General features: G+C 69.6%; 14 protein-coding genes. 6 read left to right on the top strand and 8 right to left on the bottom strand.

Annotation, left to right across the window (positions count from 1 at the left end):
• Positions 1-3: 3 nt before the first annotated feature.
• Together SNE35_RS09375 and SNE35_RS09370 are read right to left on the bottom strand one after the other, a co-directional pair.
• Complete coding sequence (locus SNE35_RS09375; RefSeq protein WP_320422631.1) at positions 4-345, bottom strand: GlpM family protein; 342 nt, start codon at positions 343-345, stop codon at positions 4-6.
• Complete coding sequence (locus SNE35_RS09370; protein ID WP_320422630.1) at positions 345-1,097, bottom strand: helix-turn-helix domain-containing protein; 753 nt, start codon at positions 1,095-1,097, stop codon at positions 345-347. The genes SNE35_RS09375 and SNE35_RS09370 overlap by 1 nt, the downstream gene beginning before the upstream one ends.
• Before the next feature lie 133 nt (positions 1,098-1,230).
• On the opposite strand from SNE35_RS09370, the gene SNE35_RS09365 reads away from it, so the two are divergent.
• Genes SNE35_RS09365 through SNE35_RS09350 form a run of 4 tightly spaced genes read left to right on the top strand, consistent with a single transcriptional unit; the run spans position 1,231 to position 4,864 of the window.
• Positions 1,231-1,638: a hypothetical protein gene (locus tag SNE35_RS09365; protein ID WP_320422629.1), complete on the top strand. Its 408-nt coding sequence runs from the start codon at positions 1,231-1,233 to the stop codon at positions 1,636-1,638.
• Positions 1,639-1,649: 11 nt separating this feature from the next.
• Positions 1,650-2,111 carry a hypothetical protein gene (locus SNE35_RS09360; RefSeq protein WP_320422628.1) on the top strand — a complete coding sequence of 154 codons (462 nt, stop codon included), beginning with the start codon at positions 1,650-1,652 and terminating at the stop codon, positions 2,109-2,111.
• 11 nt (positions 2,112-2,122) lie between these two features.
• A complete protein-coding gene (locus SNE35_RS09355; RefSeq protein WP_320422627.1) occupies positions 2,123-2,920 on the top strand; it encodes a DUF2145 domain-containing protein in 798 nt (265 codons plus the stop codon).
• A gap of 33 nt (positions 2,921-2,953) precedes the next feature.
• Positions 2,954-4,864, top strand: coding sequence for an MFS transporter (locus SNE35_RS09350; protein ID WP_320422626.1), 1,911 nt, complete (start codon positions 2,954-2,956; stop codon positions 4,862-4,864).
• A 24-nt stretch (positions 4,865-4,888) separates the two neighbouring features.
• Here the strand turns inward: SNE35_RS09350 and SNE35_RS09345 are convergent, their stop codons facing one another.
• The 3 genes from SNE35_RS09345 to tgt form a co-directional block, all read right to left on the bottom strand.
• The gene (locus SNE35_RS09345) at positions 4,889-5,266 is read right to left on the bottom strand and encodes a hypothetical protein (protein WP_320422625.1); all 378 of its coding nucleotides are present in this window, start codon (positions 5,264-5,266) and stop codon (positions 4,889-4,891) included.
• A gap of 79 nt (positions 5,267-5,345) precedes the next feature.
• The gene (locus SNE35_RS09340; RefSeq protein ID WP_320422624.1) at positions 5,346-7,454 is read right to left on the bottom strand and encodes a carboxypeptidase regulatory-like domain-containing protein; all 2,109 of its coding nucleotides are present in this window, start codon (positions 7,452-7,454) and stop codon (positions 5,346-5,348) included.
• A 169-nt stretch (positions 7,455-7,623) separates the two neighbouring features.
• Entirely contained in the window at positions 7,624-8,763 is a 1,140-nt protein-coding gene (tgt, locus tag SNE35_RS09335) for a tRNA guanosine(34) transglycosylase Tgt (RefSeq protein ID WP_320422623.1), read from the bottom strand.
• An 86-nt stretch (positions 8,764-8,849) separates the two neighbouring features.
• Between tgt and SNE35_RS09330 the strand changes: the two genes are divergently transcribed.
• Positions 8,850-9,473 (top strand): response regulator transcription factor, encoded by a 624-nt coding sequence (locus SNE35_RS09330; RefSeq protein ID WP_320422622.1) that lies wholly within the window; start codon positions 8,850-8,852, stop codon positions 9,471-9,473.
• 16 nt (positions 9,474-9,489) lie between these two features.
• Here SNE35_RS09330 and SNE35_RS09325 read toward each other — a convergent pair whose 3' ends face one another.
• Both SNE35_RS09325 and SNE35_RS09320 read right to left on the bottom strand, forming a co-directional pair.
• Positions 9,490-11,175 carry a hypothetical protein gene (locus tag SNE35_RS09325; RefSeq protein ID WP_320422621.1) on the bottom strand — a complete coding sequence of 562 codons (1,686 nt, stop codon included), beginning with the start codon at positions 11,173-11,175 and terminating at the stop codon, positions 9,490-9,492.
• Between the two features lie 140 nt (positions 11,176-11,315).
• Positions 11,316-13,175, bottom strand: coding sequence for a sensor histidine kinase (locus SNE35_RS09320; RefSeq protein ID WP_320422620.1), 1,860 nt, complete (start codon positions 13,173-13,175; stop codon positions 11,316-11,318).
• A gap of 36 nt (positions 13,176-13,211) precedes the next feature.
• On the opposite strand from SNE35_RS09320, the gene SNE35_RS09315 reads away from it, so the two are divergent.
• Positions 13,212-13,814 (top strand): IMPACT family protein, encoded by a 603-nt coding sequence (locus tag SNE35_RS09315; protein ID WP_320422619.1) that lies wholly within the window; start codon positions 13,212-13,214, stop codon positions 13,812-13,814.
• Here the strand turns inward: SNE35_RS09315 and SNE35_RS09310 are convergent.
• Positions 13,792-15,492 (bottom strand): T6SS phospholipase effector Tle1-like catalytic domain-containing protein, encoded by a 1,701-nt coding sequence (locus SNE35_RS09310; RefSeq protein ID WP_320422618.1) that lies wholly within the window; start codon positions 15,490-15,492, stop codon positions 13,792-13,794. The genes SNE35_RS09315 and SNE35_RS09310 overlap by 23 nt on opposite strands.
• Between the last annotated feature and the right edge of the window lie 21 nt (positions 15,493-15,513).

The following is a 15,513-nucleotide window of genomic DNA, read 5'->3' as shown; positions in this document are numbered from 1 at the left end:
CGTTCAGCCCCGCAGGCGGTACCAGGCGGCCAGCAGACCGGCCGCGGCCACAGCCCAGGCCACAGTGGCGGCTGTCAGCGTCGCCGCCAGCGAAAGCCGCACGCTGAGCCAGTACACGGCGAACAGGTACACCGCGTAGGGCAGCAGCGAACATAGGCCGAACAGCGCGGTGGTCCGCAGGTCCGCGGCCGAGCGCTCGGTGCCGACGATGTAGTGCGCGATCAGCGCGAAGGTCGGGAACAGCGGCACCAGGCCCGCGATGAAGAAGCTGCGGGAGCGCGACAGCAGCGCGATGACGAGCACGGCCAGTGCACCGAGCAGGCATTTGAGGAGCAGGGAAACCATCAGCGCTGCCCCGGATCCTGCCGCAGCAGGTGCCGCAGCCGCTCGAACAGCCAGTTCCGCATGCCCAGCACCAGCGTGAAGGCGCGCTTCTCGGACTCGGGCAACTTCTGATCCGCCATGTGCTGGCGCGCGAAGTCCTCGGCCACGCGCTGCAGGCGCTCCACCAGTTCGCGTACCTTGCCGTGGCCCAGCTGGCCGTGCACGAGCATCAACAGTTCGCCGTCTCCATCGAAGCCGCCCGAAAAGTAGTCCTGCACGGCGTCGTCGCGGAAGAACTGCATCACCGGGCCTTGCGGCTGCCAGCGGAAGGTCTTGGCCAGGCGCAGCTTGTAGCGGTTGAGCGGGCGCAGTTCGATGATGCCCAGGTGGTCCAGCTGCACCAGGGCCTGCGTGGCCTCGGCATCGCTGATGCGGTAGGCCTTCACGATCTGCTCGAAGCTCCATTGGCTCAGGCAGCACAGCGCCACCAGCAGCAGTTTTTCCTCGGCGACGACGGCGCGCTCCTGCTCGATCGTCAATTGCTGCAGGGCCGGCTTCGTTCGGCCCAGCCGGGACGTGAGGTCGGCGAAATCGCAATGCAGCACGCGGCAGATCTCGTCGATGCGCGAGAGCGGCATCTCGCCGCCGCTGGCAAACATGCGCTTGACGCTGGACTCGGAAAGATCCAGTTCCCGCGCCAGCTCGGCATAGCTGATACCTGCGGCCTTGAGCTCGAACTTGATTAACTCGATCAGGGATTGGGTGGAAGCCATGGGAACCGAGTATCGCGAAACGACACCGCCCGGTTCGCGCCGCGCTACGGCTCCATCCGGTGCGGGACAAGTAGCACGCGCTTACAGATCATCGCGCCACCTCAGCTTCCGGTGCCCGCAGCACCGAACCGACGTGGACCCCATCAAAGCCCTCCGCCTGTCCGCTGTGCTGCTTCTTTGCGCTGCAGGAACGGCGCAAGCCCAGAGTGACCTGTCCGCCGCGAGCAGCGGCCTGTCGCTTCTGCCGGTGGCCGTGTCGGTGGGGGCCGCAGGTGGCGTGCTGGCGGCCGGCAGCGCGTTGGTCGTCGTCTCGGTCACCGTCGTCGCCGAGGGCACGGTATGGGTGCTGGAGCGTGTTTCCGACGGCGTGCGCTTCAGCGTACGTGTGACCGGCCAGGCGGTCGGTGGGGCCTCGGTGGCGGTGGGCACCGCCTGCGTCGTGACGGCAACGGTCGGCGGGCAGATCCTCTCCGCCGCCGGCCGTGTCATCGCCTTCATCCCGAACGAGATCGGCGAGCGCTGCTGCACAACGAGCGCCTGACGCGTTGAGCCATGAGCACCGCTTCTCTGCCTTGGCGCGAAGTGAAGGCCGGCGTCGCCGCTGGCCTGGTTTCGGTACTGATCGCCGCGACGCTCATGTTGTCCAACAGCAGCAGTACGGGGGCCGTCACCCAGACCGTGTTGCTGTACTCGATTCCCGTCTTGATGTTCTCGGCGCTTGCCTTGCTCGCGCTGAGGTCGCCCGGCTTGTACACGGGCTTGACCTGGGGTCTCGCCGTGGCGACGGTGCTGGAGGTCTGGGGCGAAACCCATCGGGCTGGCAACTCGATGCCCGGTGCGGGCTTTCTATTCATGCTGTTTCCGATGTCGCTGGTCATCGGCTTCGCCATCACCATGGTCTATGCGCTGACCGACCTCGGCTCACGCAGGGCGCTGGTCAACAGCGCCGTGGGCTTCGTCGGCATCGCCGGATTCTGGTTGTATCCGCTGGTCCGGAACATCACCGGGTCGTGAGGAGCCACACGATGAAACGCCTCCAATCCTCTCTGCTGGCCTTGGCGCTGGCCCTCGGCTTGACCCTGCCCTGCCACGCCGGCCAGACCTGCACCGAAGAACCGCAGAGCGCCACCCAGATCGCCGAAGGCATGAAGCTCGCGCAGCTCACGTCCGAGCGGCTCGACGCCAGCGGCGCGCAGGTGGTGCTGCTGGCGCGCGCCGGGCAGAACCTGACGGAGTACGGCCTGCGCTGGTCGCACCTGGGCTTCGCCTACAAGACCGAGGCCGGTCCCTGGCGCGTACTGCACAAGCTCAACGAGTGCGGCAGCGCGAACGGCGCGATCTTCCGCCAGGGCCTGGGCGAGTTCTTCATGGACCGGCCGTGGCGCTACGAAGCGGCCTACGTCGTGCTCTCGCCGGAGCTGCAGCAGGCGCTGCTGCCGCTGCTGCGGGCCGAAGGCCGTGGCCGCGTGCTGGCGCTGAACGAACCGCGCTACAACATGCTGGCCTATCCGTGGAGCCAGCGCTTCCAGCAGAGCAACCAGTGGGCGCTGGAGACGCTGGCGATGGCGGCGAGTCCGGAGCAGGTCTGGAACCGCGCCACCGCGCAGGACTGGCTGCGCCGGCGCGGCTACCCGCCGACGGTGCTGCACCTGTCGGCGATGAAGCGCCTGGGCGCCGAGACCACGCGGGCCAACATCTCCTTTTCCGACCATCCGAACGCCGAACGCTTCTCCGGCCGCATCGCCACCACCACCGTCGATTCGATCTTCGCCTGGCTGCCGCAGGCCGGCTTGGGCGGCGAGCCGAGCACCATTGCGCGTTGAGCCAGAATCCGCGCCAACGGGGAAGCCAACACCATGCATCACGAACAGCCGCAACAACCAGCCAGCAGCCAGTTCCAGCTGCTGTCCGAACGCCGCTTCGCGCCCTTCTTCTGGACACAGTTCCTGAACGCGGGCAACGACAACCTGTTCAAGTTCGCCTTCACCGTGATGGTGACCTACCAACTCAGCGTGAAATGGCTGCAGCCTGAGCAGGCGGGCCTGGTGATCGGCGCCCTGTTCATCCTGCCCTTCGTGCTGCTGTCCGCCACCAGTGGCCAGCTGGCCGACAAGCTCGACAAGACGAAGCTGATCCGCTTCGTCAAGAGCTTCGAGATCGTCGTGATGCTGCTGGCCGCCTGGGGTTTCATCAGCGCCAACGTGCCGGTGCTGCTGGTCTGCGTGTTCCTGATGGGCGTGCATTCCACTCTGTTCGGCCCGGTCAAGTTCGCCTACCTGCCGCAGGTGCTCAACGAGCGCGAGCTGACCGGCGGCAACGGCATGGTCGAGATGGGAACCTTCGTCGCCATCCTGCTGGGCAATGTGGCGGGTGGCCTGCTGATCGCGATCCCCGGCGATGGTGCACGCTATGCGGCCGGCGCCTGCGTGCTTGCCGCCATCGTGGGCCGCCTGGTGGCGCAGGCGGTGCCGGCGCTGCCGGCCACCGATCCGGCCCTGAAGATCAACTGGAACCCGGTCAGCGAGACCTGGCGCAACCTGAAGCTCGCGCATGGGCAGCTGGCCGTGTTCCGCTCGCTGCTGGGCATCTCGTGGATGTGGTTCTTCGGCGCCGTGTTCCTGGCCAACTTCCCGGCCTTTGCCAAGGAGGTGCTGCACGGCGACGAGCATGTGGCTTCGCTGCTGCTGGTGGTGTTCTCGATTGGCATCGGCGCGGGCTCGCTGATGTGCGAGGTACTGTCGCACCGGCATGTCGAGATCGGTCTGGTGCCGCTCGGCGCGATCGGCATGAGCGTGTTCGCGATCGACCTGTACTTCGCCTCGTCCGGTTTGCCGCCGACCGCGCTGCTGGGGGTCGGCACCTTCCTCGCCACGGCGGCCCACTGGCGCGTGCTGGTCGACCTGTGCCTGCTCGCCGGCTTCGCGGGCCTCTACAGCGTGCCGATGTACGCGCTGATCCAGATCCGCACGCAGCCCACGCACCGCGCCCGCATCATCGCGGCCAACAACATCCTCAACGCGATCTTCATGATCGCCAGCTCGGTGCTTGCAGGGGCCCTGCTCGGCGCGGGGCTGACGATCCCGCAGCTGTTCCTCGCCGTGGGCATCGCCAACGCGGTGGTGGCGCTCTACATCTTCCTGATCGTGCCGGAGTACCTGCTTCGCTTCGTCGCGCTGATCGTCTCGCGGGTGATGTACCGCTTCCGTGTGAGTGGCGACGAGCACATCCCGCTGAAGGGTGCGGGCCTGCTCGTCTGCAACCACGTCAGCTTCGTCGACGCGATCCTGATCATGGCCGCGAGCCCGCGCCCCATCGTGTTCCTGATGGACCACCGCATCTTCCGCACGCCGGTGCTGGGCTGGCTGTTCCGCCTGGGCAAGGCGATCCCGATCGCGCCGCAGAAGGAAGACCCGGCCGTCTACGAAGCCGCCTTCGAGCGCGCCCGCGCCGTGCTGGCCGACGGCGAGCTGCTGTGCATCTTCCCCGAGGGCGGCATCACCCGCGACGGCGAGCTGCAGCCCTTCAAGGGCGGCGTGATGAAGATCCTCGACGGCTTCGCCGAGGTGCCCGTGGTGCCGCTGGCGCTGCAGAACCTGTGGGGCTCCTACTTCTCGCGCGTCGAGGCCGGCACGGCGATGGTGAAACCCTTCCGCCGCGGCCTGAACAGCCGCGTGGGCCTCGTCGCCGGCGCGCCGATGGCGCCCGCCGAGGTCAGCCCCGAGACGTTGCGCGAGCGGGTGCGCGCGCTGCTGGCGCAGCCGGGCTGATCGAACCGCCGCCCGGTCAGTCGATCAGCCGTTCACCGTCAACACGATCTTGCCGCTGGCGCAGTTGCCGGGGTGGTCGATGTCGCAGATACGGAAGCGGATCGTCGTCGTGCCGGTCCGTGCCGAGCTGCCGATGCTGATGTAGCCGTTGTTGACGGTCACGCCATTGGGCAAGGTGTCGGTCAGCTCGAAGGTGATGTTGCTGAACAGCAGGACCGGCGCACCACCGATCGTGTCGCCGCCGAGCAGGAAGGCCGAGTGGCCCGCGGCCAGCGTCAAGGCCACATCGGTGATCAGGATCAGCGGCAGCAGCGGATCGTCGATGTCCGAACCGCCGCCGCAGCCGCCGAGCAGCAGGGCGCTGCTCAGCGCTGCGGTTGCGAGGCGGGAACGAGCTTTCATCATCGAGCGTCCGGCGTGGGGATGCGGGATCTTGGCCCGCAGCGCCCACGCTGGCAAGACGCCCGATCAGGGCGCAGGATCAAGGTGCCGTGCAGTACTGCGGCGTACCGTTGCCCGACGCGGCCGTCGGCGCGGTGGACGAGTAGGTGCCGACGCGGCGCACGGTGATGCCGCAGCTCGCGTCCACGTCCATCTCGAACAGGTTCCACCAGTCGGTCGAGGTCGACTCACCGCTGGTCGGCGGCACGTAGAGCTCGTTGTTGCGACCCGGCACCGTCAGCACGACGCGGGCGCCGGACGCGCCGATCATGCCGCTACCCTGGCCCGAATAGTTGCGCACCGAGTATTTGTAGGTGCCCACCATCAGTTTGGTCAGCGTCACCACCTCGGGCCCGTAGCTGCTGGTGTCGTCGACGTCGAGGTTGGCGAACGGTGAGGCCAGCAGCGCGCCTTTGTTGCTGTAGTAGACGTGGCTGCCGTCCGGTGCGTACAGGTGCGAGTCGAGATCGCTCGGTGTCGCGCCCCAGGTCAGCGTCATCGTCACGCCAGCGCCGTTCTGACCCAGTACCAGGCAGTCGGTCAGCGTCGTGTCTGCCGCGTAGGCGCCGATGCGCAGCGTGTTCGTCAGGCGGCCGGCGGACAGACCCACCAGCGTCGCCAGGCTGCTCTTGCGCATCGGCAGTACGAAGCTGCCGTCGGCCGCGCTGCGGGCGCTGCTGGTGCCCGAGTAGTCGACGCCGTCGGTCTGCAGGAAGGCGTTGGCGAGGGCATTGCCCGCCGCGTCCTTCACGCAGCCGGTGACGTTGATGGTGTTGTAGGTCTGGTCCGCGTTCCAGGTCGTGAAGTGCGAGACCGTGCCTTCGTAGTAGCTGCTCGTGCCGTCCAGGGTGGCCGTGCCTTCCTGCACCCAGCGGCCGGCCGCGGTGTCGTACCAGAACAGCGGGATCGTCGCCGGGGCCGAGGGGTTGCGTGAGGACAGCGGGATGCGGATCGTCGCCGTCTGGCCGCTGCGCAGGTTCAGCGCCGCGCCGGTCGAATCGCTGAGCTGCACGTTGATCGCGCCGAAGCTCTCGATCGGCACGGCGGCACCGGCCTGCATCGTCGTGAAGTCGCCGGGCATCAGCGCGGTGTTCGAGGCCGGGTCGATCGCCGTCAGCGCGACGGTCATATCGCCGCTCGGGATCGAGCCGTCGGACACGCGCTGCACGCCGTTGGCCGGCAGTACGACGCGGCCCGGGCCGGTCGGGAGCGACACGGTGCCGCCGGCCGCGACCGGCACGCTGGCGCTGATGCCCACCGGCAGCATGCGCACCTGCAGGTCGCTCGTGGCGCCTGCCGTCACCGAGGCGATGCGCGCGGTCTGCGCGTGGCTGGCCTCGTCGAAGACGACGCTGATGCGGTCTTGCGCGCCCACGTTGCCGAGGCTGAAGCTGCCGTCGCTGTCGGTGGTGGCGCTGAGGCCCGAGGCACTGACGCGCACGCCGGCGATGCCGGCACCGGTCATCTCATCGACGACGCGGCCGCCCAGTGCGCCGATGGCCGGGACCGTCAGCGTAATCGTCGCGTTGGCGCAGTTCGTCGCCAGGCCGGTCTGGCAGATCGTGTAGCCGATCGAATAGCTGCCCGGCGTGGTGCTGGCGGCAACGGCCAGCAGGCCACCGGCGGACAAGGTGACCCCGCTCGGCAGCGTGCCGGTGGCCGTGGCTGCGACGGTAGCGGCCGTGGCCGCGGCGCCGCCGAGCGTGTCGTTGGCGAGCACGTCGCCGCTGCCGCCGGGCGAGACGGTCAAGGTGTCATTGGTGGCGACGATGGCCGGCGGCGGCACCGTCAGCGTGACGTTGGCGCTGGCGCAGTTGTCTGCATGGTCCACGTCGCAGATCTTGTAGGCGATCGTGCTCGTGCCCGGTACGGCGGTGGCATCGACGCTCAGCACCCCGCCGGCCAGCGTGACGCCGGTCGGCAGCGGACTCGTCGTGACCGAGAAGCTGACGTTGCTGCCGGAGACGGCGGCCGCGCCGCCGATCGTGTCGTTGGCCAGCAGCTGCGCGGTCTGGCCGGCGCTGAGCGTCGCGGTGTCGGCACCGGCAACCATGGCGGGCGGTGTGTCGTCGCCACCGCCGCAAGCGGCCAGCACGGCGGAAGCCAGCAGGGCGCAGGCGCGAGTGCGCGCACCCTTGGAGTCATTCATCCAGGCAGTCATCGAGTCAGTCCTCCGTCAGGAAAGGGGGCGACTCTATCGGCGGCCCTGGCGGGGTGACATCCGTCGAAATGAGGAATCCGTTGTAACCGGCTGTATATCGATACGACTCACGGCGTGACTCACGGCGCGATGGCCGTGAGGCCTTCAAAGGCCGCCGTTACTGGATTCCACGGGCCCTGTCGGCATTGAACCGCGCGCGGAAGCGCTCGAAACCACCCGCCTCGGGCTCGTCGAGCGCTGTGCGCACTTCGCTCATCAGGTTCAAGTAGTAGTGAAGATTGTGGATGCTGGTGAGCATCGGGCCGAGCATCTCGCCGCAGCGATCGAGGTGGTGCAGGTAGGCACGGCTGAAGTTGCGGCAGCAGTAGCAGCTGCAGGTCTCGTCGACGGGCTTCTCGTCCGTCTTGTAGCGCGCATTGCGCAGGCGCAGGTCGCCGAAGCGGGTGAACAGGTGGCCGTTGCGGGCATTGCGAGTGGGCATCACGCAGTCGAACATGTCCACGCCCTGGCTCACGCCTTCGACCAGGTCTTCCGGCGTGCCCACGCCCATCAGGTAGCGCGGCTTGTCGGCTGGCAGCTGATGGCCGATGTGCGCCAGCACGCGGTTCATGTCCTCCTTCGGCTCGCCGACGGACAGGCCGCCGATCGCGTAGCCGGGCAGGTCCAGCGCCGCGAGGCCGGCCAGCGATTCGCTGCGCAGGCCCTCGAACATCCCGCCCTGCACGATGCCGAACAGCGCGTTCGGGTTCTCCAGGCGCGCGAACTCGTCCTGGCAGCGCTTGGCCCAGCGCAGGCTCATCTCCATCGACTTGCGCGCCTCGGGCTCCGTCGTGATGTGGCCCTTGGTCTCGTAGGGCGTGCACTCGTCGAACTGCATGACGATGTCGCTGTTCAGCACGGTCTGGATCTGCATGCTGATCTCGGGCGTGAGGAACAGCTTGTCGCCGTTGACCGGCGAGGCGAACTTGACGCCCTCCTCGCTGATCTTGCGCATCTCGCCCAGCGACCAGACCTGGAAGCCGCCGCTGTCGGTGAGGATGGGCTTGTTCCAGCTCTCGAAGCGGTGCAGGCCGCCGAACTGTTTGATGATGTCCATGCCCGGGCGCAGCCACAGGTGGAAGGTGTTGCCCAGGATGATCTGCGCGCCCATGTCTTCCAGCGAGCCGGGCATCACGCCCTTCACGGTGCCGTAGGTGCCTACCGGCATGAAGATGGGCGTCTGCACGACGCCATGGTTCAGGGTCAGCGTGCCGCGGCGTGCGCGGCCCTCGGTCTTGAGCAGGTCGAACTTGAGCATGATGGCTGCGATTGTCGCAGGCGCCCCGGCCGCTGGTGCTTCTTACCCAAGATGGCGCGGGCCTAACGCCCATAATCGGCGGCACCATGAAAGGCCTCCGGAAAGCCCTGCTCGTCGACGATCACGCGCTGTTTCGCGAGGGCTTGGCCTTGCTGATGGCCCATGCGTTCGACGGCGTCGAGTGCCTGCAGGCCGCCAGCATCGCCGAGGCGATCGACCTCGGCGGGCAACACCCGGACCTCGCGCTGACCCTGCTGGACCTCGGCCTGCCCGACAGCGACGGCATGGCCGGCCTGCGCCAGCTGCAGCAGGAGCTGCCGGGCCCGGCGCTGGTGGTGCTGTCGGCCGACGACGCGCCGCAAACGGTGCTCGACACGATCAACGCCGGCGCCCAGGGCTTCATCCCGAAGAGCGCCGAGCCCGGCCTGATGCGCGAGGCCCTGGCCCATGTGCTCGGCGGTGGCATCTACCTGCCGCGCCACACCCCTGCCGCGCCGGCCTCGTCGCCGGCGGCCATCGACCTGTCCGAGCGCCAGCTCGACGTGCTGCGCCTGCTGATCCGCGGCCGCTCCAACAAGCTGATCAGCCGCGAGCTGGACCTGTCGGAATCCACCGTCAAGACGCACCTGGCGGCGGTGTTCCGCAAGCTGGAGGTCAACACGCGGACCCAGGCGGTGGTGAAGGCCGCCGCGCTGGGGCTGCGCTTCTAGGCACCGCCCGCCAGGGTCAGGGCTTGCCGATCGAGATGCCGAAGAAGTTCGTCGCCGCGTCGGTCGTGAGGCTGCTGTAGACGGTGAGGCCCATGCCCGGCAGCGGCGTGTTCAGCGTGGCGCCGAAAGTGATCGTCTTGCCGTTGGTGCCGACGCTGCTGCCCGCGGCGCGGTAGCGCATGCCGTCGCGCGGCTTGTTGAGCGTGAAGCCGTCGACACGGCCGTCCGAGGTGCGGATGCGCGTGTAGCTGCCCGCGCTCGTGTCCACGGACTGGATCGTCGTCTGCGTGTCGGCCACCGCCTGGGCGATGCCGGCGCTGTTCACCTGCATATCCCAGAAGTTGTCGACCGCGCCGACGGTGGGCAAGCTCAGCGCTGTCTGCTTGCTGAAGAACACCAGGCCGATCGGGCGCTTCTGCGTGTCGAAGAGCATGCCGAACAGCGCGATCTGGCCTGTCGCGGTCTTCACCGGGAACAGCCGCCCGCTGCCCTCGTCGTCGGCGTGCGTGAAGCCGCCCTCGGTGGTGTCCACGGTGAAGATGTCGGTGGCGCGGGGGATCCAGCTCTCGCAGGCGTTCAGGCCCACGCAGTCGGCGCCGGCGGTCGATAGCGAGGTCTTGTCCAGCGTCTGCACGCTGAAGTAGGGCGCGGCCGGGCCGCCGAACTCGTCGATGCCATAGATCGCGATGTTCCAGGTGCCGGCCATCTCGCTGAGCGGCACGGACTGGTCCGGCACCAGCAGCGCGGCGCGGGCGGTGGCGGCGTCGTCGAGGTAGCGCACGACGATGACGCCCGACTTCGCGACGTAGGCGCTGACCTTGCCGTCTCCGGCCGTGTACGCGCAGGCGCTGCCGCTGACCGGCGCGAAGGTGAGGATCGTGCCGTCGGCCTCCTTGACCGTCAGGGCCGAGGCGTCGACCGTGGCCAGCGAGACCGGCCGCTCGCCGTCATAGGCATCGAGCAGATGGAACTTGCCGCTGCGCAGTGCGGCGCAGGAAGTCGCGGCCGGCTGCAGCAGGGTCTGCACGACGGCCGGTGCGCCGGGGTTGGCGAGCAGCGCCGCCGCCACGTCGGCCACGCTGCTGCCGCCGGCCTTCAGCGCGGCGCCCAAGGCGTCGAGCTTCTGGTCCAGCGCGTTGCCGGTCTTGCCGCCGCCGGTGGCCACCAGCGCGTCGCTGAGCGGGTTGACGCCGCTGAGGTCGATCGTGCCCTTCAACGCCGCGGCCACGGTCGTCACGGCGCTGGCGACATTGGTGCTGCTCAGCTTGGCCTGGGCGGCGGCATCGAAGCTGCTGAACAGCGCGCCCGCGTCGCCGCCAGCGACCTGGGCCACGATGATCTCGCTCAGCGGCGTGATGTTGGCGGTGGCGCTGGTGGCCGTGCCGGCCGGTGCGACCGAGCGCAGCGTCGTCTTGCCGTCGCTGCTGGTAGCGCTGAGCGCGCAGGGCAGCGCGGCGTCCGTGATGCTGGTGCTGAAGCTGCCGTCGGTGGCGCTGGTGGCCGAGCCGCTGCCGCCGGCGCACTTGATCTGCACGCTGGCGCCGGCCATCGCCGCGCCAGTGGCGGCGGTGCCGCCGATGGTCAACGCGGCCGGGGTCACCGGCGGGGCGGGCGTGTCGCTGCTGCTGCCGCCGCCACCGCAGGCGCTCAGCATCAGGGCGCAGGCCGCGGCCAGCGCGGAGCTCATCTTGTTCGTCGGCATCATCAGGTCCCCTCGTGTCAGTTGAAATGAATCGTTACGAGGGGCGATGCTAGGGAGACGGCCGCGCGCGCAGCATCGGCCAAACGGCTGAAGGTGCCGCCACGGCCGTGACGGACTCCACGCGACCCGGGGTCAGGTCTTCACTGAGAGGCCGGGACGACCGGCGCCAGCTCGATCCAGAAGCAGCTGCCGCGGCCCGGGCGCGAGGCCAGACCTAGCGCGTGGCCCAGCGCAGCGGCATTGCGCCGCACGATGGCCAGGCCCAGGCCGACGCCATCCGAGGTCGGCGCGCTGCCCTGCACGAACTCCTCGAAGATCTGCTGGCGGTGCTCCGGCGCGATGCCGCGGCCGCTGTCCCAGACCTCGACGGCCAGCCGCGCGCCGCGGCGCCGCACGGCCACCAGCACGCCGCCGCTCTCCGTGTAGCGCAGCGCGTTGTGCACGAGGTTGCGCAGCGCCTGCTCCAGCAGCAGCGGATCGCTCAGCGCCACGGCAGTCGTCGGGCGGAAGCGCAGCCTCAGCTTGCGCGAGTGGGCCTTGGCCTGCGCATGCACCGCGATCGCCTCGAACAGCGGTTGCAGCGGCACCGGCCGTAGCGCGGTGGGCGCGGGCGACACGTCCAGCCGCGAGAGGTCCAGCAGGCTGCGCAGCAGCTCGTCGAGCCCGGACACCGCCAGTCCCGCCTTTGCCAGCATCGCCGAGGCGAGCGGATGGGCCTGCTGCACCTGCTCGCCGGCCAGCTCCACCATCAGGCCGATCGCCGCCACCGGCTGGCGCAGGTCATGGCTCGCGATGGCCAGGAAGCGCGACTTCTCCGCATTCGCCGCCGCCAGCTCGGCGGTGCGTTCGGCCACCCGCTGCTCCAGGCGCTGGCTCAGCTCCTCCGAGCGTGCCAGGCCCAGCACCAGCCGGTCCAGCAGCATCGCGCCATAGCTGGCCAGCACGAAGGGCAGCACGACGGGCACCCAGTAGAAGCCGCTGATCGGCACCCAGCCGTGCAGGTAGCTGTAGTCGTGGGCGCCCGCGCCCGTCAGCACGGCCGCGCCGGCCAGCAGCACGGCCAGCGCGATGCCGCGCTGCTGCTGCAGCAGCGGCCAGAGGATGCGCGCCACGCCGGCGCACATCACCATCAGCACCGGGTAGACGAGCAGGCGCAGCGGCAGCAACGCATCGGCCACCCAGGCCAGCCCGCCAGCGACCGGCATCAGCACGAGGCAGGCGCTGTACAGCAGGCGCAGCCGCGGCCAGGGCCGGCCCGACAGGGCCACCGCGAACAGGCCCAGCAGGCAAACGGTGATCGCCTGGACGCAGAAGTACAGCCAGTCGCTCAAGGCCGCGGGCAGCGGCGAGTCGGCGACGAAGTAGTCGTAGTTGCGCAGCGAGGCCACCAGCCACAGCAGGCCGAACAGGCCGGTGGCCAGCTCCTGGCGCCGCCGCAGCCACACCAGCAGCATCAGCAGCGACAGCGCCGCGCCGCCGACGTTCAGCGCCTGCGGCAGCGCCGTGTCCCAGCGCCGGTCCTGCTGCCAGGTGGGGCGCAGATCGTCGTCCGGCCCGATCTGCACGGTGGACAGGCCGCCGCGCGCGCCGAACTGCAGCTCCAGCCGCAGTTCGTTGTCGCCGGCCCGCAGCAGCGATGGCGAGATGGCCAGGTAGAAGGGCAGCGGCCGCACCCGCGTGCGGCCATCGGCCTCCTCGCCGTTCTCGTGCAGCAGGTGGCCGTTGAGGTAGATCTGGTGGGCGGTGCTGAGGCGGTCGATGCGCAGCGCCCACTGGGCCTGCGGCACCGCCGCCAGCGGGAAGTTCAGGTGGTAGCTGGCGCGGTCGACCGCGCCGGCGGACCAGGTGTCGGGTAGCGCGACGCTGCGCTCGGCGCTGCCGGGCGAGATCCGCCGGGCCTCGCGCAGTTCGAGTGCCGTCGATGGCAGGGCCTGGCTCAGCAGCAGCAGCCACAAGGTCAGCGCGAACGCGCGCAGCACCGCGGTGATCGATCGTTGCAAGGCTTGACCCTCTCTCCGCTCAAGTCTAATGGCGGCATGTCCTCCAGCCTTGCCCGTGCCGTCAGCAGCGAGCTGATCATCAAGAAGAGCCGCTTCCTCGGCTGCGTCGAGCCGATGCCCGATCGCGCCGGCGCGCTGGTTCGCGTGGCGGAGCTGCGCGCGGCGCATCCGGGCGCCGTGCACGTCTGCTGGGCACTGCTGGCCGGCGGGCAGTCCGCGGCGGTGGACGATGGCGAGCCCAGCGGCACCGCCGGGCGGCCAATGCTGGAGGTGCTGCGCCACCAGGATCTCGAAGGCGTGCTGGCCACCGTCGTGCGTTACTGGGGCGGCGTGAAGCTCGGCGCCGGCGGGCTGGTGCGGGCCTACACCGATGCCGTCGCGCAGGCGCTGCTGCAGGCCGAGAAGGTGCCGCTGGTGCGGCTGCAGCAGCTGCGCTGCACCCTGCCCTACGCGCTGGAAGGCCTGCTGCGCCGCGAGGTGGAGCAGACCGCCGGCGCGCGGCTTGTCGAGGTGCAGCACGGCGCGCAGGTGGAGGCCTCGATCGCGCTGCCCGAGCCCTCGGCGGCGGGCTTCGTCGCGCGGCTGGGCGAAGCCGGCCAGGGCCGCATCGGCTGGCTCAGCGCGAACGCCAGCGCTTGACCCAAGGCATCGCGATCCACAGCCGCAGCGCTACCCAGAACAGGCAGCCCAACAAGGCCAGGAATTTCAGCAGCGATGCGACGGCGACGAGCCCGACCGCGACCACGCCCAGCAGCGTCGCATCCATGCCATGCAACGCCAGGCCCACCAGCGTCAGGCCATCCTCGATCACATCGGCCATCACGGCGATCAGCGGCAGCATGCCCAGCGCGTGCCACCAGGGCCGCGCATCTCCCGGCCGGCGTGGCGGGGCCAGCCAGGCGAAGCCGCGCGAGGCGATGCGCGCCAGCAGGTAGCCCCAGCAGCCGATGAAGCAGAGGTCCCAGAACATGGCCCAGCCGACGCCGTAGCGGCGCAGCAGGTCCGCGTCGCCATGCAGCTGCTGGTCGACCAGCGAGAGGCCGGCGCGCCAGGCATCGCCCATACCTGACCCCGACGCGCCGGCGGAGAACAGGCGCAACAGTCCGCCGTCCTGCAGCAGGCAGGCGCCGGAGAAGAGCACGAACACGAGGCCCAGCAGCAGCGCCGCCAGCGCCGGCCAGGGCGAGCGCGCCTGCTGCCAGACGCTGGCCTGCGGCGGGTGGTCGACCGCCGCGGGGACCACCGCGATTGGCGTGGCACCGACGCTGGTGTGCGGCCGCATGTCGCGCAGGCACATGCCGGCCAGCGCCCACCAGGGCGTGTCCCACAGCGGATCGTGGCGCAGGCGCCGCGGTGCCGCTTGTTCCGGCGTCCAGGGCGGGATGCCCAGTTCGGGCCCGAGTTCGTCGACCATCCAGGCCATCGCCTGGTCCGACAGGCCCGCCTCGTGCACCGGATAGCCGCCGCCGACGTCGCAGTGCACGCCGGCGAACCAGCGCTGCTTGAGCGTCTGGCCGCCGCTGTCGACGTCGCCCGGCTCTTCGTAGAGCCGGGGCAGGAAGGCGTAGCGGTGCTCGTCCAGCGCCAACGCATGGCGGGCATGGCGCATGCGCTTGCCGACGAAGGTGGCCGAGGCCGGATTGCTTTGCGACAGCGGCCCCGGCAGGCCCACCGATTCGACCGTGTCCCAGACGCCGATCCCGTACACCCAGGGCTGGCGCGCCTGCGCGAACTGTTCGCGCACCTGCGCGGCGAGCGTGTCGCGGTCGGCATGCACCAGGCCCAGCTCGCGGTGCAGCCGAGTCGCGAAGCTGCGCTTTTTCTTCTTCGGCGAGGGCTGCGGCGGCTGCGAGAAGTAGATGCGCACCAAGGTCGGCAGCAGCGCCTCGTATTGCGGCTCCAGCAGGCCGAACAGGTTAACCATGCCGGCGACGGCCCGCGCGGTGAAGGCGCCGCGCGAGAAGCCGAAGCAGTAGATCTGGTCAGCGTCGCTGCGCCAGTGCCGCATCAGGAACAGATAGCCCTGCGCCACGTTGTCGTAGATGCCGCGGCCCGAGGCCAGGCCGGCGAGGCGCTCGCGCGTGCGGCCGGCCCAGTCCCACAGGCTCGTGGGCGGCATGCTGTCGGGCGAGCCGACGCCGGGGTCGTAGTACAGCAGCCGGGCCCAGCCCTCGGGCGCCGGGTGGGCGCTCAGGTGGCGATGCAGGCGCAGCACATTGGTGTCCTGCGTGCCGCCGGTCAGCGTGTTGTTGGTGCCGTCGAAGCAGAGCACCAGCTGTTGTTGCTGCGGGTGCGCGCTGTTCTTCTCGTCTTGCATCGGGCCGCTCTCCTCGGCCCC

Source organism: Roseateles agri, from assembly GCF_034043675.1.
Taxonomy (GTDB): domain Bacteria; phylum Pseudomonadota; class Gammaproteobacteria; order Burkholderiales; family Burkholderiaceae_C; genus KK5.
The sequence above is the reverse complement of the archived record's forward strand: the minus strand, read 5'-3'. Positions and strand labels throughout refer to the sequence as shown.

Bases quoted from the DNA above. Each gene is read 5' to 3' on its own strand.
- SNE35_RS09340 (WP_320422624.1), bottom strand. From the start codon at position 7,454: ATGAATGACTCCAAGGGTGCGCGCACTCGCGCCTGCGCCCTGCTGGCT.
- SNE35_RS09375 (WP_320422631.1), bottom strand. From the start codon at position 345: ATGGTTTCCCTGCTCCTCAAATGCCTGCTCGGTGCACTGGCCGTGCTC.
- SNE35_RS09325 (WP_320422621.1), bottom strand. From the start codon at position 11,175: ATGCCGACGAACAAGATGAGCTCCGCGCTGGCCGCGGCCTGCGCCCTG.
- SNE35_RS09370 (WP_320422630.1), bottom strand. From the start codon at position 1,097: ATGGCTTCCACCCAATCCCTGATCGAGTTAATCAAGTTCGAGCTCAAG.
- SNE35_RS09345 (WP_320422625.1), bottom strand. From the start codon at position 5,266: ATGAAAGCTCGTTCCCGCCTCGCAACCGCAGCGCTGAGCAGCGCCCTG.
- SNE35_RS09355 (WP_320422627.1), top strand. From the start codon at position 2,123: ATGAAACGCCTCCAATCCTCTCTGCTGGCCTTGGCGCTGGCCCTCGGC.
- SNE35_RS09315 (WP_320422619.1), top strand. From the start codon at position 13,212: ATGTCCTCCAGCCTTGCCCGTGCCGTCAGCAGCGAGCTGATCATCAAG.
- SNE35_RS09360 (WP_320422628.1), top strand. From the start codon at position 1,650: ATGAGCACCGCTTCTCTGCCTTGGCGCGAAGTGAAGGCCGGCGTCGCC.
- SNE35_RS09310 (WP_320422618.1), bottom strand. From the start codon at position 15,492: ATGCAAGACGAGAAGAACAGCGCGCACCCGCAGCAACAACAGCTGGTG.
- SNE35_RS09350 (WP_320422626.1), top strand. From the start codon at position 2,954: ATGCATCACGAACAGCCGCAACAACCAGCCAGCAGCCAGTTCCAGCTG.
- SNE35_RS09330 (WP_320422622.1), top strand. From the start codon at position 8,850: ATGAAAGGCCTCCGGAAAGCCCTGCTCGTCGACGATCACGCGCTGTTT.
- tgt (WP_320422623.1), bottom strand. From the start codon at position 8,763: ATGCTCAAGTTCGACCTGCTCAAGACCGAGGGCCGCGCACGCCGCGGC.